Origin of the sequence: Sulfitobacter sp. CB2047 (assembly GCF_000735125.2) — a bacterium.
In the GTDB taxonomy this organism is placed as follows: Bacteria; Pseudomonadota; Alphaproteobacteria; order Rhodobacterales; family Rhodobacteraceae; genus Sulfitobacter; species Sulfitobacter pontiacus.
Window position 1 is genome coordinate 1,257,687 of record NZ_CP072613.1, and the last position, 26,986, is coordinate 1,284,672.

Here is a 26,986-nt window from a genome sequence, read left to right on the forward strand (position 1 = left end):
TCGGGCAAGACCAATGGCCAAAGCGACAGTCACGCGAAAATTTTTACCCTTCGGCTTTTGCACGGCACGGCTGCCCGGAAAATGCGCTTGCGGTGACGTGGCGGAACAGAAAGGGTAGGCGCAAATCTAAACGAGGAATTCCAATGCAAAAGAACACGCTGGGTCACACAGGTATCGAAGTGACTGATTTCTGTCTGGGCTCAATGACTTGGGGCACGCAAAACACCCCCGAGGAAGGCCATGCGCAGATTGAACGCGCCCTTGATGCGGGGATCAATTTTATCGACACCGCCGAGATGTATCCGGTTAACCCGATCAAGGCGGAAACCATTGGCCGCACCGAAGAGATCATCGGTCAATGGATCGCCAAGACCGGACGGCGCGACGACTTTGTGTTGGCAACGAAACATTCAGGCGCGGGGGCTCCGGTGCGTGACGGCGCGGGGATTTCGCCCGATACGATCCGCAGCACGCTTGAAGGATCGCTGAAGCGGCTCAACACCGATTACGTCGATCTCTACCAGTTCCACTGGCCCAATCGCGGCAGCTACATGTTCCGCAAGAACTGGGAGTATGACCCCTCGTCGCAGAACCGTGCCGAGACGATGGCGCATATGGAGGACTGCCTTGGCGCGCTGCAAGACGAGGTGACCCGCGGCACCATCCGCGCCTTCGGGTTGAGCAACGAAAGCGCTTGGGGGCTGACCCAATGGGTGAATGCCGCTGAACGCACGGGCGGCCCGCGTGCCGTTTCGGTCCAGAACGAATATTCGCTGCTGGCGCGCATCGCCGATACCGACGTGGCCGAGACGTGCCACAACGAAGATATCGGGATGCTGTCGTATTCTCCGCTGGCGACGGGGCTGCTGACCGGCAAATACCAGAACGGCGTGTTACCCGAAGGATCGCGCATGGCGATCAACGGGGATCTGGGCGGGCGCAAGACGGACCGCGCGTTCGATGCGGTGGACGCCTATCTGCAGATCGCGCAGAAACACGGGCTGGATCCGGTGCAGATGTCCCTGGCCTTCACGCGCCAGCGGCCCTTCATGACCTCGGTGATCTTTGGCGCGACCTCGCTTGACCAGCTCGAGGTGATCCTCGGCGGGATCGACCTGCATCTGGATGACGAGGTGATGGCAGATCTGGATGCCGCGCATAAAGCGCATCCGATGCCGTTCTGACCCTTCAAACGCCACGCCGGCCCTGAACCCAAGGAGATTCTGATGCCTCTCACCATGAACAAGGACGTATTCATCACCTGTGCGGTCACGGGGTCGGGGGGCAGTCAGGACCGCAGCCCCCATGTGCCACGGTCGCCCGCACAGATCGCCGACAGCGCGATTGCGGCGGCCAAGGCGGGGGCTGCGGTGGTCCATTGCCACGTACGCGACCCCGAAACAGGCGCGCCGAGCCGTCGGCTTGATCTGTACCGCGAGGTGACGCAGCGCATCCGCGAGGCAGAGGTCGACGTGATCCTGAACCTCACAGCGGGGATGGGGGGCGACATCGTCTTTGGCTCGACCGAGCAGCCGCTGCCCCCTGTGGCCGGGACCGATATGATCGGCGCGGCGGAACGGGTGCAGCATATCAAGGAATGCCTGCCCGAGATTTGCACCCTTGATTGCGGCACGATGAACTTTGCCGAAGCCGATTACGTGATGACCAACACCCCCGGTATGCTGACCGCCATGGGTCGGATGATGACCGAGCTTGGTGTGAAGCCCGAGATCGAGGCCTTTGATACGGGCCATCTGTGGTACGCCAAACAGCTGGTCAAGGACGGTGTGCTGGATAGCCCTGCGTTGGTGCAGCTATGCATGGGCGTGCCCTGGGGCGCCCCCGATGATCTGAACACCTTTATGGCGATGGTGAACAACGTGCCGGACGATTGGACCTTCAGCGCCTTCGGGCTGGGGCGTCACCAGATGGCCTATGTCGCCGCCAGCATTTTGGCGGGGGGCAATGTGCGCGTGGGGCTCGAGGATAACCTCTGGCTCGACAAGGGCGTTCTGGCGGAAAACTGGCAGCTGGTCGAACGCGCCGGAACGATCATAGAGAATATGGGCGCACGGGTCATCGGCCCGGCGCAGGTGCGCGAACAGCTTGGGCTGACCAAACGGGCCGCCACATGAAGCGCGCGCTGCTGGCTCTGGCGCTGGCGCTTCTGGCTGGATGCGCGGCTCAGGCCCCCGACACCGCGCAGGGCCTGCGGGATAGCAAAGCGCTGATTGGCGCGACCAGCCGCTATGATGCGGCGCGCTTCAAAGGGCCGTGGCTGGTCCGCGACAGCTTTGGCGACGGCGTGGCGCAGGTGGCCTTGGTCGAGACGACGCAGGGCCCCGCGTTCCAGTTGTGCACACAGGTCGGCTGTGGCGACGGGGGGACGCTGTGGCTGGCGCAGAAGCAGGGGCAGGGGCGCTATGCGCTGTCGCGCCCCGATGGCAGCACGCGCACGCTTTGGGTGCTTTGGGTCGACGAAGGGTTCCGCACCGCGGTGGTCGGCAATCCCGCCGGCGACTTTGGCTGGATCCTTGACCGCAGCGCCAGCGGCGGCGCGGACCGGATCGCGGCCGCGTGCGAGATATTGGACTTTAACGGCTATGACACGGACCAGCTGAGGATACGACAATGACCAAAATCGCAGCAATCATCGGCGGTGGTGTGATCGGCGGCGGATGGGCCGCGCGTTTTGCACTAAATGGCTGGCAGGTACAGGTGTTCGACCCCGACCCGCAGGCCGAACGCAAGATCGCCGAAGTTCTGGCAAACGCCCGCCGCTCCATGCCCGGTCTGACCGATGTCGCCCTGCCCGCCGAAGGGGGGCTCCGTTTCTGCACCAGCATCGCCGAGGCGGTGGAGGGGGCCGTGTGGATACAGGAAAGCGTGCCCGAGCGGCTTGAGGTCAAACACAGCACGCTCGCCGAAATTCAGGCCGCCTGTGATGCACAGGCGGTGATCGGATCGTCGACATCGGGTTTCAAACCGTCAGAACTGCGCGCGGGCAGCACGCGCCCCGATCAGATCATGGTCGCCCATCCGTTCAATCCCGTCTACCTTTTGCCGCTGGTCGAGCTGGTCCCGGCCGAGGGGCAGGACGGCCCGCTGGTAGACCGCGCCAAGGAACTGCTGACAGGGCTTGGGATGTACCCGCTGCATCTGCGCAAAGAGATCGACGCCCATGTGGCAGACCGTTTGCTCGAAGCCGTCTGGCGCGAGTCGCTCTGGCTGGTCAAGGACGGCATCGCCACCACGGAAGAGATCGACGACGCCATCCGCTATGGCTTTGGCATCCGGTGGGCGCAGATGGGCCTGTTCGAGACGTATCGCGTTGCCGGTGGCGAAGCGGGGATGAAGCATTTCATGTCGCAGTTCGGTCCGGCATTGAAATGGCCCTGGACCAAGCTGATGGATGTGCCGGAATTTGACGAGACCCTTGTTGATCTGATCGCGGGGCAATCGGACGCGCAGTCGGGGGCCTATGGTATCCGCGACCTTGAACGCATCCGCGACAATAATCTGGTCGCCATGATGCGGGCGCTGAAGCAGCAGGATTGGGGCGCAGGACGGTTGATGAAACAGCACGAAGCGGCCTTGCGCGCGGGCACCGTGCTTGAGGCGCGAGCGGCGGATATCGACGATCCGTCCCAGCCGGTGCCCACGGTCCATCGTGCCGTGCCGCTGGACTGGACCGATTACAACGGCCACATGACCGAGGCGAAATACCTTCAGGCATTTGCTGACGCGACGGACCGTTTCATGGAGCTGATCGGCTGTGATGCGGCGTATATTGACTCGGGCGGGAGCTTTTTCACTGCTGAAACCCATATCCGCCACGTGGACGAAGTACATGCAGGCGCGGTGATTGACATACGCACCCGCGTGCTGCTGGGGGCGGGCAAGAAAATGCACCTTTGGCACGAGATGTACGAAGGCGACCGGCTGCTTGCCACGGGGGAACACTTCTTGCTGCATGTCAGCCTTGAAACCCGCAAACCCTCTGATCCGTCTACGGAGATCGCGGCGGCGTTGACGCGCTTTGCCCAAGCCCATGCGGCCTTGCCGATGCCCGAGGGCGTGGGCCGCTTTGTGGGCGCGCCACGGTGATCGGGGTCCGCGCCCATGGCTGACACGCTGCCGGACCTGTGGATCCTCGTGACGCTGGCCGCGGCGGTCTTTCAGACCGGACGGTTCATGCTGCAAAAATACCTCGCGACCGCGACCCTGTCGGCGGCGGGGGCGACGTTCTCGCGGTTTCTGTATTCCGCGCCCTTTATTCTACTGGGGCTCGCGGCTTATCTGGCGCTCAGCGCGACGCCCCTGCCGGCACTTGGGCCGGGGTTCTGGGCGCATGGGTTGGTCGGAGGCACGGCGCAGATCCTCGCGACGGTCTGTGTGGTGTTGCTGTTCAAACAGCGCAACTTTGCCGTGGGCATCACCTTCAAGAAGACCGAAGTCATCCTGACGGTGCTGGTGGGTTGGATCATTCTGGGCGAAGGCGTCAGCGCCACCGGTTTCGCCGCGATTGCCCTTGGCGTGGTAGGGTTGTTGCTGCTGTCCGGCGGGGCAGAGGCCAAGGGGTTTCACCTGCGCGACCTGCGCAATCGCGCGGCGGGGCTGGGGATCGCGTCAGGCGCTCTTTTCGCGGTGTCGGCCGTGTCCTACCGCGGGGCGTCGCTGGCGGTGGAGACCGATCTGCCGGTGCTGCGCGCAGGCGTGACCCTTGCGGCGGTGGTGACGATGCAATCGCTGATCATGGCGGTGTACCTGCGGCTCCGCGAACCGGGGCAGATCCGCGATGTCTGGCGCGCGCGCCGGGTCGCGCTCTGGATCGGGCTGACCTCGATGGGCGGATCCCTGTGCTGGTTCATCGCCTTCACCTTGCAGAACGCGGCCTATGTCAAAGCCCTTGGTCAGGTAGAGCTGATCCTGAGCGTCGCGGCCTCCACCCTGTTCTTCCGCGAGAAAATCAGCCCCCGTGAGGCGGCAGGCATGGCGGTGCTGATCGCATCGATCCTGATGCTGGTGATGGTCGCCTAGCTTGGCATCGGTCGCCCGCGCAAACGCAGGAACAGGCTTTCTTCGTCGTTATTCTTGAAGAACGGGACCGAGGCGGGCGGGTCAAGCTGCCGCGCGCGGGCCTCGACTTCGGCCAGCACCACCTCGGTGATGAAGGGCATGTCGAATTTGCGCGCGTCCGACAGGGCCACCCATTGCAGATGCGAAAGCTCGTCACAGGCGTCGTCGAAATTGTCCAGATCGGTGGCGATATCGTCGGCATCGACCAGAAAGAAACGCGCATCAAAGCGGCGCGGACGTCCAGGAGGCGTCAGCGCGCGGAAAACAAATTGCAGCGGGGCCGCGTGGGGCAGATAGCCGCGCTGTGCAAAGGTCAGCCAATCGGCAGGGGGCGTGCCCTCCCATGCGCCTTTCTGGCCAAGGATCAGGCCGGTCTCTTCCCAAAGCTCGCGGATCGCGGCCACCACCAAGGCATGTGCAAGGCTGCCATCGGCGTCTTCGGCCAGACGGTTCTGGCAGGTTTCATCCACCATGCTGGCCAGCGGCACCTGCGCATCGCCCAGATCGACCGCGCCGCCCGGAAAGACGAATTTATTGGGCATGAAGGCCGCTGTCGCGCCACGTTGCCCCATCAGGATCCGCGGCGCGGTATGCCGGTCGCGGATCACGATCACCGTGGCTGCGTTGCGGATTTTACTTTTATCGATGGTCATCGCCTTGCCCCATATCCTGTTTTTCTAGCGGGGCTTTTGGGGTGCCGGTCAGCTGGTGCTGCCGAACCCGCCCATGCGCTTTGCCCATTGGAAGCCGATCATGGCTCCTTTCAGTCTGGGCAGAAGGTAGAGGGACAATCCGACGCAGCCAACCGAAAAGATTGTAAACAACGTTAGCGGCTCGGGGCGCCAGACCACAAAGGCGATGTGCAGCCCCGGGGCCAGCAGGTGCCCGACAAGCAGGATCGTCAGATAGGCCGGACCATCATCGGCGCGGTGGTGGAACAGTTCTTGGCCGCAGACGGTGCAGGTATCATTGACCTTCAGATAGCTTTTCAGCATCGGACCGGCCCCGCAGTTGGGGCATTTACGCCGCCAGCCGCGCAGCAGGGATCTCTTCATGCTGCGTTCATCTGTGTCTACGTGAGGCATGTCTACGGTCTGGTCAGTCATCTGGGCTTCCTTGTTCCCATCCTACATGCGGCCAAAACACCGCGAAATAAAGGGATCTCGGGGCAGTTGCGTCGCCATGTCGCAAAGCCCGCGCAGGGGTGCCCAAAACTTTTTCACATTTTTTGCGACGGAATGACGGGCGGCTGTCGTTTGAACCGGTATCGCCACGCTGAAAACGGCGGGCGTTAGATAGATCACCAAAGGAAGAAACAGATGACAAAACGAGCAAATCTTCAGATCGCACTCTTGAGCGGGTTGATCGCATTGGGCGGCACGACACTGGTCGCGCAGAATGCGGATAAGGCAGAGGGCGGCAAGCAAAGCCACTTTGTCCAGTTGGACACCGATATGAACGGTGAAGTCACTGCCGAAGAAATGAAAGCCCACGCCGCGGCACGTTTCGCTACTGCTGACGCGGATGGCGACGGCTTCCTGACACAGGATGAACTGGCCGCCGCAGCCAAGGCACGCCACGCCGAGCGCAGCCAGCGCATGCTGGAGAAGCTGGACACCGACGGCAACGGGTCGCTTTCCGCGACCGAGCTTGAAGCCATGGGCAAAGGCAAAGGCGACCGGATGGCCAAGCGCCATGACAAGATGATGAAACGCATGGATGCCAATGAAGACGGCAAGCTGTCGATGGAAGAAATGGCCGGGCGTCACAGCCCCGAGCAGATGATCGAGAAGCTGGACACCGACAAGAACGGATCGCTGAGCGCGGAAGAGTTCGCCAAAGCCCGTATGGGTGGCAAGCATCACGGCAAACGCGGTGGTCATGACGGCAAGGACGGGCACGGCAAACCCGGCAAACACATGAAGCACGACAAGTCCGATGACGGCGACGCGGCTGCAACGGAATAAGGCAAGCATGCGGGCGCGCTTGAACGGCGCGCCCGCAAAGGCTACCTCCGGTTTGATGGATATGCACGATACGACGGATGCCGACGGGGTGGATGACCCCGAACGCGCCTTGCTGCACCGCTATGTGCAGGGGGATGCGGCGGCGGCACGGCTGTTGACGCTCCAGTTGACACCGCGCATCTTTGGTCACGCCTTCCGCATTCTGGGCAATGCGGCCGAGGCTGAAGACGTGACGCAAGACGCGCTGATGCGCCTGTGGAAGATCGCTCCGGACTGGCGCGATGGCGAAGCGAAGGTGACCACCTGGCTGTACCGTGTGACAGCCAACCTGTGCACCGACCGCCTGCGCAAACGCGGCCGGGGTGTCCCGCTTGAGGACATCGCGGAACCCGCCGATCCGGCGGAGAGCGCCGAGGCACGGCTGCAGCGCACGGCGCGCGAGGATGCCTTGCAAGCGGCGCTGGACAGATTGCCCGAGCGGCAGCGGCAGGCGGTGGTGCTGCGCCACATAGACGGGATGGCGAACCCCGAGATCGCGACCATTCTGGATGTCGGGGTCGAAGCGGTTGAAAGCCTGACCGCACGGGGCAAAAGGGCTTTGGCGAAACTTTTGGGCGCACGACGTGACGCCTTGGGATACGATGATGACAAAACGTGAAACAGATACGCTAGAGGCGCATTTCGAACAGGCGCGGGCGACCCCGCCGCAGATGCCTGCCGGTATGATGGACCGGTTGATCGCCGATGCGCTGGCGGCACAGCCCGCCCCTGCGATAGGGGGCTGGCGTGGGTTCTGGCGCGCCATCGGCGGCGCACCTGCCTTGGGCGGGCTGATCACGGCAACGGCTGTCGGGTTCTGGATCGGGGTCGCCCCGCCAAGCGGCTTGCCGGATGTCGCGACGCAGATCATCACCGGCGGCGACGATTACATCGTCGCCGATGCGACATCGCTGGACACCTATACGTCAGATCTGACGGCGTTCGGCTGGGACTTGGACGAGGGATAGAAAATGGCAGGCTTTGCATTCAAAAGCACGAAGACACTGCGGTGGGCCTTGGGGCTGTCGCTGGGGGTGAATCTTCTGGTGCTGGGGCTGATTGCGGGGGCGGTCTATCGCTTTGACGGGCCGCATGGTGGCGCGATGCGGCACATGCGCGACTATGGCACGCCCTACGTCATGGCGCTGCCCGAAGAACGCCGCCGCGCCGTCTTTGCCGATGCGCGCAAGGGGCGCGAGGATAAATCCGTCAGCCGTGCCGCACGCCGCGCATTGTATCAAGAGGCGCTGACCGCCATCCGCGCGGAGCCCTTCGACCCCGCAGAGGCCCGCCGTGTGCTAGACCTGCAACGCGACGCCACGCTGACCGTTCAGCAGACCGTTCAAAACGCGTGGCTGGCCGAGTTGGCCCAGATGTCGGCACCCGAGCGTGCAGCTTATGCCGACCGAGTCGAGGAAATGCTCAAGCGCGGCAAAAAGGGCAAACGCGACGGCGCAAAGCCTCCGAAAGCCGGTCAATAGGCTGGCAACTGGCACAAGCGGTCAGGGCCTGCCGTGCGGGATTGCGCGGCGCGGGCTTGCCAAATGCGCGCCCGGCGCGGTAGGCAAAGCGACCTTAACGAAAGTCGCGCCCCATGCTCCCTGAATTCAACGATCCAAACGAAGTTCTTGCCACCACGCGTGCCTCCTCTGGGCGGCGGGCCATTGGGCTGACGGCGCTTGGGATATTGGGGCTGTTCCTGATCTACGTCGCGTTCACCTCGTCGCCCGGTCTGGGCTGGCAGGTGTTCTTGCTGGCAATGGGGGGGCTGGCGCTTTGGATGGCTGACAAGATGCGCCGCGCAACCGCGGGCGCGATCGAGCTGACCGCCACCGAATTACGCGACAGCGACGGTACGGTGATTGCACGGGTCGAAGACATCATCGGGCTGGATCGCGGCGTTTTTGCGTTCAAGCCGTCTAACGGTTTTCTATTGCGCACCAAGCCCGGCACAGGCGGTGACCGCATCTGGCGCCCGGGCCTGTGGTGGCGGATTGGCCGGCGCATCGGTGTCGGCGGTATGACCCCCGGCAGTCAGACCAAGTTCATGTCCGAGATCATCTCTGCCATGATGGCAGAACGATCCTAAGCAAAAGGCCCGCAGGCAGATCGCCGCGGGCCTTTTCTTTTTGTCGTTATCGTCAGCTTTTACGCCCCGTCCGAGTACAGCACCCAAGGGGCGTAGCGCGGGCGGGTAAAGACGAAGTTCTTCACCTCTTGCACCGGCAGCCCGATGTTGAAGGGCGGGGCAAATGACGTCCATGTCTCGGTGACGGTGATATATTCACCATCCTCCAGTTCCGGGATTTTATCCGTCCAGCCGGTCACATCGGCTTGGGTCGCGTCGCTTAGGCTGCCGCGGGCGCGGGACCAGTGCAGCAGGAACCGTTTGTTCTTCTGATCGTATTTCGCCGAGGTGATGCGCACTGTCGTTTCACCCGAGGAACGGGTCATATAATCCAGCAGATCCTGAATGCCGTCCATATATTCGGTGTCCATCGGCAGCGTCTCGCGCGAGATCATATCGCCGATGGTATAGGCCGCTTTCTGGTTGGTGTAATATTCCTGATAGGTCTGGAAGAAGGTAAACATCGCCAGATAAACCCAGAAGACCATGGGCATCATGATTACCGCTTCGATCGAGGCGCTGCCGTCCTGATCGCGCAGAAAGCGCGCCAGTACACGGCGTTTGAGATAAGAGATAACCATTAGCTTGGCTCCTGCACAAAGGAGGATACGGCGTACATGCTGCCCTGACCCGCGCCATCAGTTTCGAACTTGAAGCCCATAGCGCTGCCCGGCAGCATCGGATCGAACTTGACGCAGGCCCGCAGCAGCATCAGCTGGTGCTGCGCCCCAAGGGTAAAGCCGCGTTCCTGTTTGACGGGCAGGGATTTGTCCACGCAGTCGGGCGAGGCGTTCATCGCGGCGAAGTTGCGCGGGTTCACCAGCACCATCTCAAGGCGCAGGGTATCCTTACAATCGCCGATATAGCCCACGTTGTCACAGATCATCGTTTTGATCATGTCGTGGGTGATCGTCGTGCGTGTGTTCAGCCGGATATACCGTACTGCCGTTTCCAGCCCGCGGTTCAGGTGGAACTGTCGCAGGGAATAAAGGCTGACCTCGACTGACGCGAGGAACATGCCGAAGATGACCGGAAAGAGGATCACGAACTCGATCAGGACAACTGCGCCATCCTCACCCCGGCGGAACCGGCGCAGCGCTTGTGAAATGCGGGCGATCATTGGGTCAATCTCAACTGGTTGATCTGGCGGGCGATGGCGCGGAAGGCTTCGGAAAGCTCGACGCCTTCGACGCGGAAGAAGTGGCTGGGCGAGGAGGCGCAATCCTGCATCGCGGGCACGTCCTCGTCATCGACCTCGAACCCGATGGACCAGATCACGATCCGCTTGGCTTTGGCGGCGTCGCAGATATTCGACAGCAAGGTGTTGCCCAGCGATTTGTTGTACTTCTGATAATAGAAGTAGCCCCAGTAGCGCGAGTTTACCTCGCGGCGTAGATACCACCAAAGGTTGTATCTATTCCAGTGAACATACTCGCTATCTTCGTTGTAGTATGTATTGCTGATGCGGAACGAGTTATCATTCGCGCCATCTGTCATAAGGATAACAGTCTTAAGCGTTTCTGAATCGGTATAGCTCGCGGGGCGGTTATAGAATTCACGGTCGACATGACCGGCATTCACCAGCGAGTTGTTGATGTCCCGGAACGCCGGATCAAGCATCGCCGCGGCCCATTTCATGCCAAGGAAGATCGACGTACCAGCGCGCGGTACAAGATCATCGATCTGGTTCTTCAACGTGCGTTTGTTTTGTGAAAACGGGGTAATACGCTCGTAATCGTAACGCGGGCAAACCGTATCGTCACGGTAGTTGTTGCGGCCATCGTAGTTCCACTGGAAGTGCTGCATCTGGTTATACCGTGTGCTGCTATTCATCGAGATCGAATCAAAGTCGTCATTGTCGAAATCAATGCAGTGGGAATAGTCGTGCTTTCTGTTCACGTTCATACGGTCCATGATCAGCGGGCCCGCGTTCACTTGTTCCGAGTAGGGGACCAGGGAGACTGAAATCAGGTCTTCGTTCTCGTCCTTCAGCACGGTGTCCAGAAAGATATCGGCGGCATTCTGTACTTCGCCCAGACGGTTATTGGTGGCCATCGAACCCGAGATATCGAGCACGAGCGAAATTTCGACCTTTGCAACGCGTTCTTCCGCCTGACTATGGGCGGGCACTTCGAGCGTGGGAAAACCAAAGCGGCCAATAAACTGGGTGTCCATGTCCTTGCTTGCGTCGACCGTCACGGTGCGAAAGTTAAGACCGTCATCCACCACGACATTCGACAGAAACTCGGTCATGCCCGATTTGGCAAAGTAGTCTTCCACCACCGTTTTGGGGTCACGCATCTGATCCAGATCGGCAGCGGCCAGAACGGCACGGTCCGACACAGCTTGCAGACGCGAGCGTTCCATCTCGTGGCGCATGAAATCTAGCTGGATGCCACCCACGGCGATCATCATCATGATCATGAAAAGCGCGAGGATCGTCACCAACCCGTCGTCTTCACGGGCGAACCGCGTCAGCCGCTTGCGCAGGGGGAGGGTTACCCATTTACTCACTGTATCGTTCACCGGCATTTCCATGTCCTTATTCGTGCGACCCATGCGACAGACGCATTTCGGGCGGATCGGCGTTGCCAGCAGATATGCGGGGTGAAGTTGGCCGAAATAGGGCGAAATACGTTTAAAAAAGTGTATACTCAGACCGTTTTTGGGGCAGATCCCGCCGGAGCAGCCGGACTGTCCCCTGTCAGGAAACTTCGCGCAGGACTTGTCTTGTGTGCCGTGACTACTCGCTTTGGGCGATAAGTTTTCAAACTGATTAAAATTTGTGCGAAAACTTCGAAATATGGTGATTTACAGCTTTGCTTGACGCAGGTGCCATGTTCAAAAGGCGAGGCGATGAACCGGCCCGTATCAGGGTCGCAGAGCCAATTTAGGAGCGTAGAATGAACCCCGGAACCGAACCGAGCTTTCGCGATAGCGTCGACATCATGTTTAACCGGGCGGTGGCCCTGATGGACCTGTCGCCGGGTCTGGAAGAGAAGATTCGCGTGTGCAACGCGACCTACACGGTGCGTTTCGGCGTGCGCCTGCGCGGCGGTATCCAGACCTTCACCGGCTATCGCTCGGTCCATTCCGAACACATGGAGCCGGTCAAGGGCGGCATCCGTTACAGCCCCGGCGTGAACCAGAACGAGGTAGAGGCGCTGGCGGCGTTGATGACCTATAAATGCGCGCTGGTCGAAGCGCCGTTCGGGGGCTCCAAAGGCGGGCTGTGCATTGATCCGCGCGACTATGACGAACACGAGCTGGAATTGATCACCCGCCGTTTCGCTTACGAGCTGATCAAGCGCGATATGATCAACCCCGCGCAAAACGTTCCCGCCCCCGACATGGGCACGGGCGAGCGCGAGATGGCCTGGATCGCGGATCAGTACAAGCGCATGAACACCACGGACATCAACGGGGTTGCCTGTGTGACGGGCAAGCCGATCAACGCGGGCGGCATCCATGGCCGCACCGAAGCGACAGGCCGCGGTGTGCAATATGCGCTGCACGCTTTCTTCCGCGACACCGAGGGGATGGAAAAGGCTGGTCTGGGCGGTGAGCTGGACGGTAAACGCGTCGTGGTGCAGGGCTTGGGCAATGTGGGCTACCACGCCGCCAAGTTCCTGAGCGAAGAGGATGGCTGCAAGATCACCGCGATCATTGAACGCGACGGCGCTTTGTTCGATGACCGTGGTCTTGATGTGGAAGAGGTGCACCGCTGGATTTCCATGCATGGTACGATCAAGGGCTATCCCGATGCGCCCCTTGAAGAAGACGGTGCCAAGCTGCTGGAAGCGGACTGTGACATCCTGATCCCTGCGGCGCTGGAAGGGGTGATTAACCTGACCAACGCGCATAACATCAAGGCCCCGCTGATCGTCGAAGCCGCCAACGGCCCCGTAACCGCCGGTGCCGATGATATCCTGCGTGCAAAGGGCGTCGTGATCATCCCTGACATGTATGCCAACGCCGGTGGAGTGACGGTTTCCTATTTCGAATGGGTCAAGAACCTGAGCCACATCCGTTTTGGCCGTATGCAGCGCCGCAACGAGGAAAGCCGCCACCAGCTGTTGGTGGACGAGCTGGAACGTCTGAGCGCCGATAGCGGCGTCGGCTGGCAGCTAAGCCCGAACTTCAAGGATAAATACCTGCGGGGCGCCGGGGAGCTTGAGCTGGTCCGCTCCGGTCTTTACGACACGATGAGCGACGCCTACCGATCCATGGCGGAAGTCTGGCACAGCCGCGACGATGTCGAAGACCTGCGCACCGCCGCCTATCTGGTGAGCATCGGCAAGGTCGCCGCCAGCTACCGCGCAAAGGGGCTGTAACCTCGCGCGGGCCCTATGCTGCGCCCCTGAAAAGTTCCCCGAAAGCCGCTGTGATAGCGGCTTTCGGCAAAGACGCGCCAAACCGCCAAGCGCGTACTGCGGAAAACCGCTCTGTCACTTGTATTCCAACGGGGGCTGGCTAGGTTCCTGCGCCATGAGCACCCGCTCTGGTGTCCTCTGCAGCCTTTAACTTTAAACGGCGCAGGCAGTGGAAGGGCGGCGGGCTTGCAAAGAAACATTTAGGAGATGTGACGATGAAATTTGGTAAACTCATGATTGCCGCAGCACTGGCGACGTCCAGCGCGCCTCTCTTCGCCGCCACCAGCGCCGAAACTGATTGCCAGTATCAGGCAGATGTCGTGCAGGCCGTCCGGCAAGCGCGGATCGACCGCGTGAAAGAGCGTGACGTGCCGGATCACATCGCCTCCAAGAACCCAGAATGGCCCGATCGCTATGACGCGGTTGTCCCGCTGGTCGCCCCTTGGGTCTATGAAATGAAAATGCGCGACGTGAAGGGCAACGACCTTTCTGCCGCCTGGAACGAAATGTGTTTGGGCCAGTAACGCCCGCGCGCGTCGTTTGATCGCGCCGGAGTACCTGTCGGGGCGGTAAGACGGGGGCCAGCCCCCATCGCCCTGACGGACGATCCCCCCGGAGTTTATCCGGCAAAATGAAGCCCGTTGCGCAGGCTTTGGGTGCTGGACTTTGGCCCTGCCGACCCAATATAAAACAGTATGAGCCTGCCCCCTGGATTTTTGGATGAACTGCGCAGCCGTGCCAGCCTGTCACAGGTGGTGGGGCGCAAAGTGATGTGGGATCCGCGCAAGTCCAATCAGGGCAAGGGCGATATGTGGGCTCCGTGCCCGTTCCACCAGGAAAAATCCGCCAGCTTCCATGTCGATGACCGCAAGGGATTCTATTATTGCTTCGGGTGCCACGCCAAGGGGGACGCGATCTCTTTCGTGCGCGAGACCGAGAATGTCAGCTTTATGGAAGCGGTAGAGATTCTGGCGCGTGAGGCTGGGATGCCCATGCCCAAACAAGACCCGCGCGCGCAGGAGAAGGCGGATAAGCGCACGCAACTGGCCGAGGTGATGGAACTGGCGGTGCAGTATTTCCGGCTGCAGCTGCGCACCGCTGCGGCAGGGGCCGCGCGCGACTATCTTGCCGGGCGCGGGCTGACGCCGCAGGCCTTGGAGCAATGGGAAATCGGGTTCGCGCCGGACCAGTGGCAAGGGCTTTGGGATCACCTCAAGGCCAAGAACGTCGAGGATGCGTTGATCCTTGGGGCGGGGCTGGCCAAGCCTTCGTCCAAGGGCGGGCGGCCTTATGATACTTTCCGGGGCCGGATCATGTATCCGATCCGGGATGCGCGGGGGCGGGCGATTGCCTTTGGCGGGCGGGCAATGGACCCGAATGACAACGCCAAATATCTGAACTCCCCAGAGACGGAGCTTTTTGACAAAGGCCGCAGCCTCTACAATGTGCGCGACGCGCGGACAGCGGCAGGGCAGGGCAAGCCGTTGATCGTGGCCGAAGGCTATATGGATGTGATTGCATTGGTGCAGGCCGGTTTCGGCGCGGCGGTGGCCCCCTTGGGTACGGCGATCACCGAGAGCCAGTTGCAGATGTTGTGGCGCATCTCGCCCGAGCCGATCATCACGCTGGACGGGGATGCGGCGGGTCAACGTGCGGCCATGCGCTTGATCGATCTGGCGCTGCCGCTGCTTGAGGCGGGGCAATCCTTGCGTTTTGCCGTGATGCCTGACGGTCAGGATCCGGATGATCTGCTCCGCGCGCACGGGGCACCAGCGTTGCAAAAGTTACTGGATAACGCGATGCCGATGGTGCGTCTGCTCTGGCAGCGCGAGACCGACGGTCGCGTTTTCGACAGCCCCGAGCGTAAGGCAGGGTTGGACAAGGCGCTGCGCGAAAAGATCATGATGATCAAAGACCCGTCGATCCGCAGCCATTATGGCCAGGAAATCAAGGATCTGCGCTGGCAGCTCTTCCGTCCGCAAAAGGCCAAGAGAGATTTTAGCCCCGTCGCGCGCGCCTCCGGTGGGGGCAAATGGGCCCCCGCGCCGCAGGGGCCATCCCCTAGTGCGAAATCCTCTATTCTGGTGACCGCAGCCGGGCTGGGAGCGACGGAGCATCTGCGCGAGGCGGTGATCCTGATGGCCCTGCTGGGCTGTCCGCAGCTTGTAGAAGAGTTCGAGAACGGGCTGGCCGCGATGCGCTGTCAGGATCCTGATCACGGGCGTATCCGCGATTTGATGTTGCGCCATGTACATCACGATCCGGCGGTGTTGCGCGAAAAGATTTATGACGCGGTGGGGGAGTACACCCTTGAAAACATGCTGTCGCAGCGCCACGTAGCCATCACGCCCTGCATCCGAAGCCCTGGCAACCTGGAAAAGACGCGCATGACTGTCGCCGAAGAACTGGGCAAGCTGGAAGCCGTGCGCGGGCTGGACGAAGAGATTGCCGATGCGGTCGAAGATCTGACCGGCACCGCGGATGAAGGGCTGACATGGCGGTTGGGCGAAGCGGCACGCAACGCTGATCGCGCACAGCGCAGCGGGCAGGAAGATACCGCAGAATACGACATTGCCGAGAACGGTGCCCACATCAGCCGGGACGAACGCAGCGCTTTTGACGCATTGCTGGGGTCGATCCTGAAGGGTGATGCGAAAGACAAAAAATGAACCCGGCGTGGCTTTTTCGCCGGGATGTTTAACAAAATACAGGGTAACGGGTTTAAGAATCACCCAGAACCCCGCATGATTCGAACAACCGAATCACGTCACGTGATTCGCACCCATTCGCTGGAGGAAATTTCATGGCCGCCAAAGACACCAACGAAGACGCGAAGTCTGACGACCAGGATGCCGGCCATTCGCTTGATATGAGCCAAGCCGCCGTCAAAAAGATGATCGGCGAAGCCCGTGAAAAGGGCTATATCACCTACGATCAGCTGAACACCGTTCTGCCCCCTGACCAAGTCAGCTCGGAGCAGATCGAGGATGTGATGTCGATGCTGTCCGAAATGGGCATCAACGTGATCGAAGACGAAGAAGCCGAAGAAGAAGACGCCAAGGGCGGGACAGAAATTGCGACCACGGAAAGCAACCGTGATGTGGCGCTGTCCTCTGGCACGTCCGAAAAGCTGGACCGCACGGATGACCCCGTTCGCATGTATCTGCGCGAGATGGGATCGGTTGAACTGCTGAGCCGCGAGGGCGAGATTGCCATCGCCAAGCGGATCGAGGCAGGGCGCAACACGATGATCGCGGGGCTGTGTGAAAGCCCGCTGACCTTCCAGGCGATCACGATCTGGCGCGACGAACTTTTGTCCGAAGACATTTTGCTGCGCGATGTCATCGACCTCGAGGCGACATTCGGCACCCAGATGGGCGACGAAGAGGAAACGACTCCGGTCGTGCCAACCGCGGGCACCGAGACAAAGCCCGCCGAAAGCACAAGCGAAGTGGACGCCGACGGCAACCCGATCTCGAACGATGACGACGACGAGGATGATGACGAACAGGCCAACATGTCGCTGGCCGCAATGGAAGCCGCGCTGAAGCCGCAAGTGCTGGAAGCGCTCGACATCATTGCCGATGACTACGTCAAGTTGAGCCAAATCCAGGACAGCCGGATTTCGGCCACCCTGAACGAGGACGGCACCTTTTCGAAGACCGATGAGGAAGAGTACCAGCGCGTCCGCTCCGAGATCGTGGCTTTGGTCAACGACCTGCACCTGCATAACAACCGTATCGAAGCGCTGATCGACCAGCTTTACGGCATCAATCGCCGCATCATGCAGATCGACTCTGCGATGGTGAAGCTTGCCGACCAGGCGCGCATCAACCGCAAGGAATTCGTCGACGCCTATCGCGGCTACGAGCTGGACCCCAACTGGATGGAGCGGATGGCCGAGAAATCCGGTCGCGGTTGGCAGATGTTCATCGAACGGTCCTCTGACAAGGTGGACGAGCTGCGGGCTGATATGGCGCAGGTGGGTCAATACGTCGGTCTTGATATCTCTGAATTCCGCCGCATCGTGCAGCAGGTTCAGAAGGGCGAGAAAGAGGCCCGTCAGGCCAAGAAAGAAATGGTCGAGGCGAACTTGCGTCTCGTGATCTCGATCGCCAAGAAATACACCAACCGTGGCTTGCAGTTCCTTGATCTTATTCAGGAAGGGAACATCGGCCTGATGAAGGCCGTCGACAAGTTCGAATACCGTCGCGGCTATAAATTCTCGACCTATGCGACATGGTGGATCCGTCAGGCGATCACCCGTTCGATCGCCGACCAAGCGCGCACCATCCGTATTCCGGTGCATATGATCGAGACAATCAACAAGCTGGTTCGGACCGGCCGCCAGATGCTGCACGAGATTGGCCGCGAGCCGACGCCGGAGGAACTGGCCGAGAAACTGCAGATGCCGCTTGAAAAAGTGCGCAAGGTGATGAAGATCGCCAAAGAGCCGATCTCTCTTGAAACGCCTATTGGCGACGAGGAAGACAGCCAGCTTGGTGATTTCATCGAGGATAAGAATGCCGTGCTGCCGCTCGACAGTGCCATTCAGGAAAACCTCAAGGAGACCACGACACGGGTTCTGGCCAGCCTCACCCCGCGCGAGGAACGGGTGCTGCGGATGCGCTTCGGCATCGGCATGAACACCGACCACACGTTGGAAGAAGTCGGACAGCAGTTCAGCGTGACCCGCGAACGTATCCGTCAGATCGAGGCGAAGGCGCTGCGCAAGCTCAAGCACCCAAGCCGGTCGCGCAAGCTGCGGTCGTTCCTCGATCAGTAAGCGCTTGATCGCGAGTGTTTTGAAAGGCGGGTGTTCAGGCACCCGCCTTTTTTCATGCGCTGAAGCGACGATCTCGAAGCTGTGAATTTAAAATCCCGCCGCGCAGCCTATCTGTGAACCACGCACCAAACAGGAGCCGCCATGAAACGCCTTGCCCTTGCCGCCATTCTCTCTGCCGCCCCGCTCGCCGCGTTTGCGCAATCCTTTACCGCGGTAAACGAGCTGCAGGTCATCCCGCTGTCGGGCGCATCCTTCGAAGTGATCGAGGATCATGGCGAAGGGGCCAGGGGCATGTGGTGTGCCGCCGCCGAATTTGCCGAGGAAAGGCTGGGCACGCCAAGCGCCGCTGAGATCTACGTCAAGTCGCCGCGCGGGCCATCTATCAGCGGGGTAGGGCGCATGGGCGTCGTCTTTACCCTAAATGATGCAGAGCTGTCGGAGCCTGCGTTCAAATCCTATTCGGTATCGGTGCGCAACGCGGGTCAGGCCCTGCCCATGGGTCACGCCATCCAGTTCTGCAAGGACTACATCCTTGAACTTAAAGACTTTTGAAAACTAGGAATACCACAATGAAAACCCTGACCACCGCTTTCGTACTGGCCACATTGGCAACGACCCCAGCCTTCGCACAGGCCTATGTGCCGAATGACCGTCTGACTTTCACACCGACCGAGGGCGGCGTGCATATCAGCGGCAGCACCGGCTTTGGTGCGCGCGGGCATTGGTGTGCCGCGGCGGATTATGCGCTGCGCGAAATGGGCGCGCAGGACAGTCAAAAGCTTTATGTAAGCGAGCCGCGCGCGCGTGGTTTTGGCGGCGATGGTGGTGTCACCTTCACGCTGGATCCCGCGGGGCTGACCCCGTCGCCCGTCGTGATCCTAGGCGGATCCTTGACCAAGGCCGGGTCGGCCATGACCATCAGCCATGGGATCACGCTCTGCGGTGGTTTGCAATCGCCCGGGCGTTGAGGCTAGCCTGACCCATCAGCACAAGGCGGGCGGAATGAATAGCGAGTTTACGGTCAAGACCGGCGGGCAGGGGCTCTACGAGGTGACGGATCAGGTGCAACAGGCGCTGTCAGGGCAACGCTCTGACGGGTTGGTGACACTGTTTCTGCGCCATACCTCTGCCTCGCTGCTTATTCAGGAAAACGCGGACCCGGATGTGCAACGCGATCTGCTGGCCTATTTCTCGCGTCTGGTGCCGCCTGCGGATGACCCCTCAATGTCCTACCTCCGGCATACGCTGGAAGGGCCAGATGACATGCCCGCGCATATCAAGGCGGCAGTGCTGCCCGTTACGCTCAGCATCCCCGTGGTTGCAGGCCGCATGGTGTTAGGCACATGGCAAGGCATTTATCTGTTCGAACACCGCGACGCGCCCCATAGCAGACGCATCGCGGTGCATTTCGCCTGAACTCAATCCACCGGCATCAAGTAGATCTCGCGCACGGCTGCGTGGGCCGGTGCCTCTAGCGCGTGCATCACGGCCGATGCCACGTCTTCCGGTTTCAGCTTGTCGGGCTTGGCTTCGTCAAAGAACGCCGTGTCCACCATCCCGGGAGAGACAACCATACAGCGCCCACCCCATTCCGCCATTTCGTCGGCGAGGTTGCCCGCAAAGCCGTGGATAAAGAACTTGGTCGCGCCGTAGATCGACCCTTTGATGTGGCGGCGTCCTGCGGCGGAACCGGTCACAACATACTGCCCCGTGGTCTTGCGCAGATATGGCATCGCGGCATGGGCCGTATAGAGCGCGCCCATCACGTTCAGATCGATCATCGATTTCCAGTCGTCCGGGTCACCCTTTTCGGTTCCGCCCGGCGATGTCCCCCGTCCTGCATTGGCAAAGACAGCATCGATTTGCCCGAACTTCTGGGCAAGACGGCTCATGGCCTGTTCCTGATCGTCGTATTGCGTGGCGTCCCCGGTCAGCACCAGCGCCTGATCCCCGATCTCGCGCGCGAGATCTTTCAGCTTGTCTTCGCTGCGGGCGAAAAGCCCGACGTTCCAGCCGGCCTTGGCCGCAGCGCGGGCGGTGGCTGCGCCGATCCCGCTTGAGGCTCCGGTGATGAAAAGCGTCTTGGTCATAGTCAATTCCTTTCAGATCAGTCGTCTTGCAGGGACAACGCATGGTATCAGGCAAAGTTCAGGGCAGTTTTCCCCGCTACAACATATAGATGGGCATTTCGCCCCTACCCAAAACCTCGCGTTGGTCCTATAGTTTTGGGGAATGGGGGTGTTTCACCCCCTATTGAGCAGGTTTAAGATAAGGGGACCGGCTATGCGCTGCCCGTTTTGCGGAAATATCGACACCCAAGTTAAAGACAGCCGCCCGGCCGAGGATCACGTTTCGATCCGCCGCCGTCGTTTCTGTCCCGCCTGCGGGGGCCGGTTTACCACCTACGAACGGGTGCAATTGCGCGATCTGGTTGTCGTCAAAACCTCGGGCAAGCGCGAGGATTTCGACCGTGACAAGCTGGAACGCTCCATCCGGATCTCGATGCAGAAACGCCCGATTGATCCCGAACGGATCGATCAGATGATCAGCGGCATCGTGCGCCGTTTGGAAAGCATGGGCGAAACCGATGTCGGATCGAAACAGATCGGCGAGATCGTGATGGAGGCACTGGCCCGCATCGACACCGTCGCCTACGTCCGCTTTGCCAGCGTCTACAAGAACTTTCAGGCAGCAGATGATTTCGATAAATTCGTGCAGGAACTGCGGCCCGATACCCCTGCGGACGAATAAGTATGTCTGACGACGCGCGCTTTATGGCGCTGGCCTTGTCGCTGGGCCGGCGCGGGCAGGGGGCTGTCTGGCCCAATCCCGCCGTGGGCTGCGTCATCGTGCAAAAAGGCCGCATTGTCGGGCGTGGCTGGACCCAGCCGGGCGGCAGGCCCCATGCGGAACCCCAAGCGCTGCGTCAGGCAGGGCCGGCGGCACAGGGGGCGACGGTCTATGTCACCCTCGAACCCTGCGCCCATACCGGCAAGACGCCGCCCTGTGCTGATGCGCTTGTCGCCGCCAAGCCTGCGCGCGTGGTGATCGCCTGCACCGACAGCGATCCACGCGTCAGCGGCAAGGGCATTGCGATCCTCCGTGCGGCGGGCATTATCGTTGACGTGGGCGTGCTCGAAGATGAAGCCCGCGCGGATCATCTGGGCTTTTTCCTGCGTGTCGACGAAGGCCGCCCGATGGTGACGCTCAAGCTCGCGAGCAGCTTTGACGGTCGCATTGCCACCGCGTCGGGCGAAAGCCAATGGATCACTGCTCCGCCCGCCCGCCGCGTGGTTCATGCCATGCGCAGCCGCCATGACGCGGTCATGGTGGGCGGTGGCACGGCGCGGCAGGATGACCCTAGCCTGACTGTGCGCGACCTTGGCACCACGCGCCAGCCGACACGGATTGTTGTGTCGAACGGGCTGGACATCCCGCTGAATGGCACGCTCGCCAGAACCGCCAATGACATCCCCCTGATCCTTTGCCACGGCCCCAAGGCCCCGGCAGAGCTGATCGAGACCTGGGAAAGCCTTGGCGCGACGCTCATCTCTTGCGCACCAAAGATGGGCCAGATCGACGCCGATGACATGCTCCAGCAGCTTGGACGCCACGGTCTGACACGCATCTTCTGCGAGGGGGGCGGCGGACTGGCTGCGACGCTGCTAAAGGCGGATCTCGTGGATCAACTCGTCGGGTTTACGGCGGGTCTGGCCCTTGGCGCGGACGGCTTGCCCGCCATCGCGCCGCTGCAGCTTCCACGTCTGGCACAGGCCCCGCGCTTCACCCTGGCCGAAACTTCGCGCATCGGCCCCGACCTCCTCCACATCTGGCACCGCAGCAACACGCCGGCCTAACCCCTTCCAAATGGCTTAAAATCCCGGGGGCACGGGGGCTGGCCCCCGCCTCTGATCTGCACATGGGCTGGCCCCGCTGTGCTATCGCCGCCGCCACAAATGCGCCTGTGTGGCAAACACGCCCTGCAGCTTCGCCAGCACCCGGTTCGCCACCCCGCGCCGCGGCAGATCACCCGAGGCCAACCGCTCTACCACGACCTCGACCGGGCAGGCGGTACCGCTGCGCGGATCAAAGTAGCGCGGATAATCGATCAGGGCGGCATGCGCCAAACCTTCGATGCTCACCTCTGCCCTTCGCCGCGCCGGGATATCGCCGCGGTCTTCGGTCAGCCCCCAGCCGGCGTAGAAGGGGGCACCTAAGGTGACGACCTTGACGCCGCGCAGCAGGGCCTCGAACCCCAGCAGCGATGTCATGGTCCAAACCTCATCCACATGCGCCAGCAGGGCGATGGGGTCGGCATCGGTCAGCACGCGGTCCGCCAGCCCGCCTGCGTCAATCGCGCCAAGGCGCAGCCCGGCCTCTACATCGGGATGGGGCTTGTACAGGATCACGGCGTCGGGATGCGCGGCGCGCGCGGCGTGTAGCAGCGCCAGATTGGTGGATACCGCATCGGTGCCCGCACGGATGGAGGCGTCGTCCTCCACCTGACCCGGTACCAGAATGCGCCGTCCGGCGGGCAGGGCGCACAGATCGCCACCGCCGCCAAGGTTATACTTGCTCAGCCCCGCGTCGCGCAGAGCCGCAATCAACCGTGCCGCGCGGTGCGACTGGTCGGGGCGCATTTTGGCGCGTGACGTGATCAGCTGTTCCAACCGGCTGGGGCTGCGCGGGTCATAGTAGATACCCAGATCATCGCAGACCAGCGACAGGGGCGGCACCAGATCGGCCCCCAATCCGCGCGAGCGCAGGAAACCGTCCTCGACCCGCAGGGCACCGGCATGGGCCTGTGTCGCTTTCGAGGCCCAGACCATCCAGGGCTTGCCTGTGGCGCGGGCGGCCTTTGGATCATTCTGGTAGGTCACCGGCGACCAGCGGCCAAAGAAACGCTGTAAGGGCTGACGTTTCCACAGGCGCATGTCAGAGGCGACCCAGCCCCGGTGGTCTTCGCGCCAGGCCCGGGTCTGCGCGGCCATCGCCTCTATCGCGGTTTCCAGATCACACAGGCAGTCACGGTGCGGATCGTACCATTTTGTATAAAGGATCATCGCCCCCGCAAAAAGCTGCGCACGGGTTAGCACACGTTGCCGCCGCTGCACGGGGAATTCGTCTTCGGTCAGGCCCCAGCCCGCATAGAAGGGCTGCCCGAAGACCCGAGGCTTGTGGCCTGCAAAGATCGCTTCGAACCCCATTTGTGACGACACGGTATAGACACGTACGGCCCCTTCAAACAGGGTCCAGGGGCTGATGGGGGCGGTCAGCAGGGTGATGCGGTCGTTGGCGTCCTGAGGCCCGAAATGACCGCTGCGATAGCCCTTTGCGGTTTCCGGATGGGTCTTGATGATGATCCGCGCGCCGGGGTTCTCTTGCTGGGCAAAGACCAGCATCTCAAGGAACCGCGACCGGTCCGCGTCCGAGGCCGCGACCGACGCATCACCCAAGGTCTGGTCGATCACCAGCACATAGCCGGGATCCGGTGCGGGGTGCGCGGTGTCGAACCCGCTGTATTTGGTCAGATGCGCCTCGGTGATGCGCTGGATGGCACCGCGCGCACGGTCCAGCAAAGCCGTGTCATCCAGCGGGTGGCTGGTCAGGATGTCCTCAAGCTCGGAGGGCTGTGCCGGGTCGAAATGCAGCCCCTTGTGATCGACCAGCAGCCCCAGCGGCGGCTCGCCTGCGCGACCGGGAAACAGCGACCGCAGCATCGCGTCTTCGACGCGGACAACGGGCAGCCCTTTTTTGGATGCGACGGCCAGCCCACGATGCGCGGTGCCAGCATTGCCCCAGACAGCGATGGCATCCCCGTCGCGCGGCATTCCCAGATGCAGGCTATAGCCCGACAGCTGCAAGATGCGCCGCACCCGTCGGTTGGTGACAAAGCCGCCGTTAAACACAAAAAGCCGCCGGTCCCGTGGGGAACCGGCGGCGGGTGTGTCGTATATTTCAGGCCCTAAAGCCATCGGTCCAGATCAGTTGCTCGACGCGAGCGACGACAGGTTGTTGACCGAGCTGGCCGACCCCGTGATCGAGGAGATGACCTTGCTCCACTGGGTGAAGGGGGCTTCGGTGACGTAGAGCGTATCGCCATCGCGGATCACGAAATCGCGCGCCATGAACATGCCGTTGGGTTTGGTCAGATCAAGCACATAGACCATGCGCTGTGCGCCTTGCAGGTCATTGCGGCCCAGAACCTGTGCCACGACCGCTTCGGGTTCGTTGCGGAAGACGAAAACACCTGTCGGGTCAGCGGTGCCCGCGTTCAGGCCGCCGACCTGTGCAATGCCTTCAAGCGCCGACAGGTTCTTGGTCTCGAACGGGACTTTCTGCTGCGCGCCGGTGGCCCCAAGGGCCACAAAGGACCGTGTGTCTTCCTCGATCAGGATGCGATCCCCGCCGCGCAGGGCGATGTCGAGCTCTGGGTGGCTGTAAAGATCTTCAAGCCAGATTTTGCCCCGCTGATTGCCACGCAGCACGGTGACCTGCGCGATCTGGGGGGTGATGGTCACACCACCGGCCCGCGCCAGCATGGTGGCAAGCGTGCGTGTCGGGCGTTCAATCGCATAGACGCCCTGCGCACCGACAGAGCCGACAAGCGACACGGTCGCCCCGTCACCGGCCAGACGGCGCACCTGAACCTGCGGGTCCGGCGTTTGTTCGGACAGTTTGTTGGTGATGATGCGGCGGATCGCTTCGGGGGAATTGCCAGCGGCCTTGATCCGGCCCGCGTAGGGCACAAAGATGAACCCCGATCCGTCGACCTGCACTTCTTCCAGCACGGTGGCGTTGGCCCCTTGGGCGGCCAGCAAGCCATCATCGACGTTTTCCCAGATCGTCAGCCCCAGCGTATCACCGGGGTTGATCGTATCCGACCCAAGCTGACCGGCGTTGATGAACCCCGGGCTAAAGCCAAGCGCGGGGGCGACGGCGGTGGCGCGGGTCACACGGTCGTTGACGGCGACAACAAATGCGTCGCCTTCTTTCTGGACCGATCCGGCAAAGATCTGACGTTTGTTCGGGCCAACCTGCGGAAGGCCACATGAAGATACCACGGCCATAGCCGCAAGTAATGCGATGGGACGCGCCCACCGGAAGGGTACGGATTTCACTGCCCGGTCTCCTCGACCTGTTCTTGTTCTGCCTCGAATTCGCCGATTTTTTCGGCGTAATTATCATCGGCTTAGCGCAGATTGGATCGAAAAGCTACTGTCTGGGCGAAAAACGCTCAGGTGACGGCCCGCAACTGTTGCCTTGGTGCCGCGGTTCCCAGCTCTAGCGCGTCGTACGGGTCTTCGGGGGCAAGCATCATATCGACCACTTGCCGCATCAACTGCGTGCGCGCGCGTGCCGCATAAAATCCGCCCGGTACCTGCGAAGTTTCCAGCAAATACCGGCGATAGTCCTTGTAGGCCTTGTTATCGGGGCGCGAGGCGGCGGCAAAGAATTGCGCCAGCGGCTGGTCCGAGACGAATTCGGGTTTCGCATAGACGGCGCTGCCAAACACCTTGAGCGGAATTCCGCGCCACAGCACCTGCTGACCGGCGGTGGAGTTCACGGTAACGGCCGTGCGGGCATCGTTGAGCAGCTGCGCCAGCTTGCCGCCGCGCACGAAATGCACCCGGTCCGCGACACCCAGCTCTCGCGCCACCTGTTTGACCACGCGGCGCAGAGGTGCGCGGCCGTCTTCCAACGGATGGGCCTTCACAACAAGATGATGGTGGCGCGGCGCGCCCTTGGCGAAGCCTTCCAGCACCACGGTCAGGAAATCGGTCATCGTCTCGAAGGGGGAGTGTTCCTGGAACGAGCTGTCGTGCTCTAGTTGCAGCAGCGCCAGATGGTAGGGGAAGCCGCCGAGCCGGATACGCAGCGTTGCGATCAGCCGGTCCAGCGCCAGCGCGGGCATCAGCAGCAGCCGCTTGAGGTACAGCTTGAACTCCTTGGTCACCGGCAAGCTCCGATGCGGGCGGAAGTTGCGGTAGTCGCCGTTCCGGAAGAGCACAAACCAGTGATAGAGCGCGCCATAAAACACATGCTGGCGCATATCACCCCAATGACCGGGGGGGAGGGGGGCCTCCATATCCGAATTGGCCAGTGCGGCCTGCATCTGTTCGATGGACATGTCCATCAGCCGTGAATTGCCGTTGGACCCGCCGCGTTCATAGGTGACCCAATAGGGGCGCATGTAGCCTTCTTCAAAGACATGCACGGTCAGGCCGCGGGCCTTGGCCTCGGCCACGGCTTGGGCGTGGATCGGGCGGGTGTCGCCATAAAGCACGATATCTGTGACATCCTTGTCGGCGAGCAGCGCAACAAAGGTGTCTTTCCACGTGTCAGCTGTTCCGCGAAACGGGATATAGCTGCGCGGGTGGAACCAGAAGGCCCGATCGCCTGCGTTGAACCCCACACGCCAAACCTGCGCCCCCGCCAGACGAAGCATCTTGCCCAGACGGTTGAAGAAGGGGCCATGCGGCCCTTGCAGGAAAAGGAAGACCCGTTCACGGGGTGCTGCGGCGTTCATCGGTTACTTTCGGTTTATCTTGGTCATCGGGCAGACAAACACCGGATACCGGCGAAAATGTGGCGTGTCTGTGGACTTGTCATG

28 protein-coding genes are annotated in these 26,986 nt (G+C 61.5%); 19 read left to right on the forward strand and 9 right to left on the reverse strand.

What is annotated here, in order from left to right:
- The first annotated feature begins 143 nt into the window (after nucleotides 1-143).
- Genes IV89_RS06290 through IV89_RS06310 form a run of 5 tightly spaced genes read left to right on the forward strand, consistent with a single transcriptional unit; the run spans nucleotide 144 to nucleotide 5,040 of the window.
- Nucleotides 144-1,184 carry an aldo/keto reductase gene (locus IV89_RS06290; RefSeq protein ID WP_037944635.1) on the forward strand — a complete coding sequence of 347 codons (1,041 nt, stop codon included), beginning with the start codon at nucleotides 144-146 and terminating at the stop codon, nucleotides 1,182-1,184.
- Nucleotides 1,185-1,226: 42 nt separating this feature from the next.
- On the forward strand, nucleotides 1,227-2,135 hold the full coding sequence (locus IV89_RS06295; RefSeq protein ID WP_037944634.1) for a 3-keto-5-aminohexanoate cleavage protein: 909 nt from the start codon (nucleotides 1,227-1,229) through the stop codon (nucleotides 2,133-2,135).
- Nucleotides 2,132-2,635 (forward strand): lipocalin family protein, encoded by a 504-nt coding sequence (locus IV89_RS06300; protein WP_037944633.1) that lies wholly within the window; start codon nucleotides 2,132-2,134, stop codon nucleotides 2,633-2,635. The genes IV89_RS06295 and IV89_RS06300 overlap by 4 nt, the downstream gene beginning before the upstream one ends.
- A complete protein-coding gene (locus IV89_RS06305; protein WP_037944632.1) occupies nucleotides 2,632-4,107 on the forward strand; it encodes a carnitine 3-dehydrogenase in 1,476 nt (491 codons plus the stop codon). The genes IV89_RS06300 and IV89_RS06305 overlap by 4 nt, the downstream gene beginning before the upstream one ends.
- Nucleotides 4,108-4,122: 15 nt before the next feature.
- Nucleotides 4,123-5,040: a DMT family transporter gene (locus IV89_RS06310; protein WP_037944631.1), complete on the forward strand. Its 918-nt coding sequence runs from the start codon at nucleotides 4,123-4,125 to the stop codon at nucleotides 5,038-5,040.
- On the opposite strand, the gene IV89_RS06315 is transcribed toward IV89_RS06310, so the two are convergent.
- Nucleotides 5,037-5,732 (reverse strand): NUDIX hydrolase, encoded by a 696-nt coding sequence (locus IV89_RS06315; protein WP_037944630.1) that lies wholly within the window; start codon nucleotides 5,730-5,732, stop codon nucleotides 5,037-5,039. The genes IV89_RS06310 and IV89_RS06315 overlap by 4 nt on opposite strands.
- Before the next feature lie 48 nt (nucleotides 5,733-5,780).
- Nucleotides 5,781-6,185 carry a DUF983 domain-containing protein gene (locus tag IV89_RS06320; protein ID WP_037944629.1) on the reverse strand — a complete coding sequence of 135 codons (405 nt, stop codon included), beginning with the start codon at nucleotides 6,183-6,185 and terminating at the stop codon, nucleotides 5,781-5,783.
- Between the two features lie 213 nt (nucleotides 6,186-6,398).
- Between IV89_RS06320 and IV89_RS06325 the strand changes: the two genes are divergently transcribed.
- The 5 genes from IV89_RS06325 (at nucleotide 6,399) to IV89_RS06345 (ending at nucleotide 9,174) form a co-directional block, all read left to right on the forward strand.
- Nucleotides 6,399-7,046, forward strand: coding sequence for an EF-hand domain-containing protein (locus IV89_RS06325; RefSeq protein ID WP_037944628.1), 648 nt, complete (start codon nucleotides 6,399-6,401; stop codon nucleotides 7,044-7,046).
- A complete protein-coding gene (locus IV89_RS06330) occupies nucleotides 7,018-7,704 on the forward strand; it encodes an RNA polymerase sigma factor (protein WP_037944627.1) in 687 nt (228 codons plus the stop codon). The genes IV89_RS06325 and IV89_RS06330 overlap by 29 nt, the downstream gene beginning before the upstream one ends.
- On the forward strand, nucleotides 7,691-8,053 hold the full coding sequence (locus IV89_RS06335) for a hypothetical protein (protein WP_235183798.1): 363 nt from the start codon (nucleotides 7,691-7,693) through the stop codon (nucleotides 8,051-8,053). Before IV89_RS06330 ends, IV89_RS06335 begins: the two co-directional genes overlap by 14 nt.
- 3 nt (nucleotides 8,054-8,056) lie before the next feature.
- Nucleotides 8,057-8,566 (forward strand): periplasmic heavy metal sensor, encoded by a 510-nt coding sequence (locus IV89_RS06340; RefSeq protein ID WP_037944626.1) that lies wholly within the window; start codon nucleotides 8,057-8,059, stop codon nucleotides 8,564-8,566.
- Nucleotides 8,567-8,679: 113 nt separating this feature from the next.
- Complete coding sequence (locus IV89_RS06345; RefSeq protein WP_005849249.1) at nucleotides 8,680-9,174, forward strand: hypothetical protein; 495 nt, start codon at nucleotides 8,680-8,682, stop codon at nucleotides 9,172-9,174.
- A gap of 59 nt (nucleotides 9,175-9,233) precedes the next feature.
- Here IV89_RS06345 and IV89_RS06350 read toward each other — a convergent pair whose 3' ends face one another.
- The 3 genes from IV89_RS06350 to IV89_RS06360 are packed head-to-tail and all read right to left on the reverse strand — an operon-like array spanning nucleotide 9,234 to nucleotide 11,745.
- The gene (locus IV89_RS06350; RefSeq protein WP_037944625.1) at nucleotides 9,234-9,794 is read right to left on the reverse strand and encodes a hypothetical protein; all 561 of its coding nucleotides are present in this window, start codon (nucleotides 9,792-9,794) and stop codon (nucleotides 9,234-9,236) included.
- Nucleotides 9,794-10,333 carry a TadE/TadG family type IV pilus assembly protein gene (locus IV89_RS06355; protein WP_005849245.1) on the reverse strand — a complete coding sequence of 180 codons (540 nt, stop codon included), beginning with the start codon at nucleotides 10,331-10,333 and terminating at the stop codon, nucleotides 9,794-9,796. The genes IV89_RS06350 and IV89_RS06355 overlap by 1 nt, the downstream gene beginning before the upstream one ends.
- Nucleotides 10,330-11,745: a TadE/TadG family type IV pilus assembly protein gene (locus IV89_RS06360; RefSeq protein WP_240558217.1), complete on the reverse strand. Its 1,416-nt coding sequence runs from the start codon at nucleotides 11,743-11,745 to the stop codon at nucleotides 10,330-10,332. Before IV89_RS06360 ends, IV89_RS06355 begins: the two co-directional genes overlap by 4 nt.
- A gap of 371 nt (nucleotides 11,746-12,116) precedes the next feature.
- Here IV89_RS06360 and IV89_RS06365 point away from each other — a divergent pair, with 371 nt between their 5' ends.
- The 7 genes from IV89_RS06365 to IV89_RS06395 all read left to right on the forward strand — a co-directional run bounded on the left by IV89_RS06365 (nucleotide 12,117) and on the right by IV89_RS06395 (nucleotide 19,788).
- Complete coding sequence (locus IV89_RS06365; RefSeq protein WP_037944623.1) at nucleotides 12,117-13,547, forward strand: Glu/Leu/Phe/Val dehydrogenase; 1,431 nt, start codon at nucleotides 12,117-12,119, stop codon at nucleotides 13,545-13,547.
- Between the two features lie 254 nt (nucleotides 13,548-13,801).
- Complete coding sequence (locus IV89_RS06370) at nucleotides 13,802-14,110, forward strand: hypothetical protein (protein ID WP_037944622.1); 309 nt, start codon at nucleotides 13,802-13,804, stop codon at nucleotides 14,108-14,110.
- A 171-nt stretch (nucleotides 14,111-14,281) separates the two neighbouring features.
- Nucleotides 14,282-16,255 (forward strand): DNA primase, encoded by a 1,974-nt coding sequence (gene dnaG / locus IV89_RS06375; protein ID WP_009825049.1) that lies wholly within the window; start codon nucleotides 14,282-14,284, stop codon nucleotides 16,253-16,255.
- Nucleotides 16,256-16,389: 134 nt separating this feature from the next.
- Nucleotides 16,390-18,372 (forward strand): RNA polymerase sigma factor RpoD, encoded by a 1,983-nt coding sequence (rpoD, locus tag IV89_RS06380; RefSeq protein WP_005849238.1) that lies wholly within the window; start codon nucleotides 16,390-16,392, stop codon nucleotides 18,370-18,372.
- Nucleotides 18,373-18,513: 141 nt separating this feature from the next.
- Nucleotides 18,514-18,924, forward strand: a complete 411-nt coding sequence (locus IV89_RS06385; RefSeq protein WP_037944621.1) for a hypothetical protein — start codon at nucleotides 18,514-18,516, stop codon at nucleotides 18,922-18,924.
- 17 nt (nucleotides 18,925-18,941) lie between these two features.
- Entirely contained in the window at nucleotides 18,942-19,340 is a 399-nt protein-coding gene (locus IV89_RS06390) for a hypothetical protein (RefSeq protein ID WP_037944620.1), read from the forward strand.
- 34 nt (nucleotides 19,341-19,374) lie between these two features.
- Complete coding sequence (locus IV89_RS06395) at nucleotides 19,375-19,788, forward strand: secondary thiamine-phosphate synthase enzyme YjbQ (RefSeq protein WP_037944619.1); 414 nt, start codon at nucleotides 19,375-19,377, stop codon at nucleotides 19,786-19,788.
- Between the two features lie 2 nt (nucleotides 19,789-19,790).
- Here the strand turns inward: IV89_RS06395 and IV89_RS06400 are convergent, their stop codons facing one another.
- Nucleotides 19,791-20,462, reverse strand: a complete 672-nt coding sequence (locus IV89_RS06400) for an SDR family oxidoreductase (protein ID WP_037944618.1) — start codon at nucleotides 20,460-20,462, stop codon at nucleotides 19,791-19,793.
- Between the two features lie 193 nt (nucleotides 20,463-20,655).
- Between IV89_RS06400 and nrdR the strand changes: the two genes are divergently transcribed.
- Together nrdR and ribD are read left to right on the forward strand one after the other, a co-directional pair.
- Entirely contained in the window at nucleotides 20,656-21,123 is a 468-nt protein-coding gene (nrdR, locus tag IV89_RS06405; protein WP_005849229.1) for a transcriptional regulator NrdR, read from the forward strand.
- A gap of 2 nt (nucleotides 21,124-21,125) precedes the next feature.
- Nucleotides 21,126-22,229, forward strand: a complete 1,104-nt coding sequence (gene ribD, locus IV89_RS06410) for a bifunctional diaminohydroxyphosphoribosylaminopyrimidine deaminase/5-amino-6-(5-phosphoribosylamino)uracil reductase RibD (protein ID WP_037944617.1) — start codon at nucleotides 21,126-21,128, stop codon at nucleotides 22,227-22,229.
- Nucleotides 22,230-22,310: 81 nt separating this feature from the next.
- Here ribD and IV89_RS06415 read toward each other — a convergent pair whose 3' ends face one another.
- The 3 genes from IV89_RS06415 to IV89_RS06425 all read right to left on the reverse strand — a co-directional run bounded on the left by IV89_RS06415 (nucleotide 22,311) and on the right by IV89_RS06425 (nucleotide 26,902).
- Entirely contained in the window at nucleotides 22,311-24,347 is a 2,037-nt protein-coding gene (locus IV89_RS06415; RefSeq protein WP_037944616.1) for a capsular polysaccharide biosynthesis protein, read from the reverse strand.
- Nucleotides 24,348-24,356: 9 nt separating this feature from the next.
- Nucleotides 24,357-25,442 (reverse strand): polysaccharide biosynthesis/export family protein, encoded by a 1,086-nt coding sequence (locus IV89_RS06420; RefSeq protein ID WP_005849224.1) that lies wholly within the window; start codon nucleotides 25,440-25,442, stop codon nucleotides 24,357-24,359.
- A 167-nt stretch (nucleotides 25,443-25,609) separates the two neighbouring features.
- Nucleotides 25,610-26,902 carry a capsular biosynthesis protein gene (locus IV89_RS06425; RefSeq protein ID WP_037944615.1) on the reverse strand — a complete coding sequence of 431 codons (1,293 nt, stop codon included), beginning with the start codon at nucleotides 26,900-26,902 and terminating at the stop codon, nucleotides 25,610-25,612.
- Between the last annotated feature and the right edge of the window lie 84 nt (nucleotides 26,903-26,986).